This is a genomic window from Amedibacillus sp. YH-ame10 (assembly GCF_053848885.1).
On the sequence record NZ_JBSPFA010000070.1, the window covers coordinates 1 to 1,393 of the forward strand.

A 1,393-nucleotide genomic window follows, 5' to 3' on the forward strand; every position below is an offset into this window, starting at 1 on the left:
AACAACGAAAATAGGACTGATGAAAAAAGGAAACCCAAGGCAAAAAGGCAAAGAAGGAGGAAATGCAATTGAAAGAATTATGTATCAGTATCGATGTATCAAAAGGAGAAAGTCATGTAGGGAGTTTTATTGATCCAATGACGATTCATCGCAAAGTATTTGTGATAAAGCATGATTTAAGAGGATTTCAAAAGATCAAAGTATTACAGCATGAAATGAAAGAAAAGTACGAGAAAGATGTGTATGTAGTTTTTGAAGCAACTGGGGTGTACCATAGAGGTTTACAGAACTATCTGGAGCAAAATAATATCCCATATCATATGATATCACCACTACTCTCAGCGCGATTCAGAAAGCAAAGTCTGAGGAGCATTAAAACTGATAAGGCAGACTGTACAACAATCGCAAAGGTATATTATAACTGTGAACTAAATGACAGCCATAGAGCAGAAGATACCTACTATTCTTTACAGCAAATGAGCCGACATTATGAGTCATTATTGGGACATCTGCGTAAATGCAAAGTAAGCATGAATGAAATATTAGAAATCGTATTTCCAGGCTATGACAGTTTTTTCTCGAATCTGTATAGTGATATCTCATTAGCAATTATTAAAAAGTATCCACATCCTGAAATGATTGAAAACAAAAAAGCGGAAACGATCACAGCTTATTTGAAGAAACATACAAAACATAGAGAAAACTGGATAAAGAGTAAAACAATAGCTGTCATTGATTTAGCAAGGAATACAATATCTGGGTGCAGAGTTGATGATGTGAATGTACTGATTTTAAAAAGCGCGATAGAACAAGTGGAATATTATGAAAATTTAGTAAAAGTAACATTAGAAAGAATGATTGATCTAGCTCAAGAAATGCCGAACTATCTTGTGTTGTTAAGCATCCCTGGAATTGGAGAAAATCTTGCCGCAAGAATTCTAGCAGAGATAGGAGATATTGAGCGATTTAGAGGCCCTAAACAGTTGATTGCCTATACAGGAATAGAACCAATCATTTATCAATCAGGAAAGAACGATGGATATCATTACAGGATATCTAAAAGAGGAAACAAGCGCCTGCGAACGTTATTATATACAGCCGTAAAATGTATGATACGAAAAACAACAAAAGAGACAAGTATTAAAAATTATTACCATAAAAAAACGCAGCAAGAGAATCCAATGAATTCTAATGCCGCAGTAATTGCGAGTGCCAATAAATTATTAAGAGTAATTTATGGCATGTGTAAAACTGGTTGCATATATCAGTAACATAATTACTATATCATATTTTTTCAAAAAACCGATAAGAAATCGGTGTTTTTGTCGCGGAACTTTCATAATGATTAATTTATTCAATTTTATATTGACTTTTATTAACTAATTTTTTTGTA

Annotated in this window: 1 protein-coding gene; it reads left to right on the plus strand. The window is 33.2% G+C overall.

All coding sequences use genetic code 11. The annotated features are described in order from the left end of the window. Positions 1-68: 68 nt before the first annotated feature. Entirely contained in the window at positions 69-1,271 is a 1,203-nt protein-coding gene (locus ACWG42_RS14925; protein WP_455793358.1) for an IS110 family RNA-guided transposase, read from the plus strand. Positions 1,272-1,393: the final 122 nt, after the last annotated feature.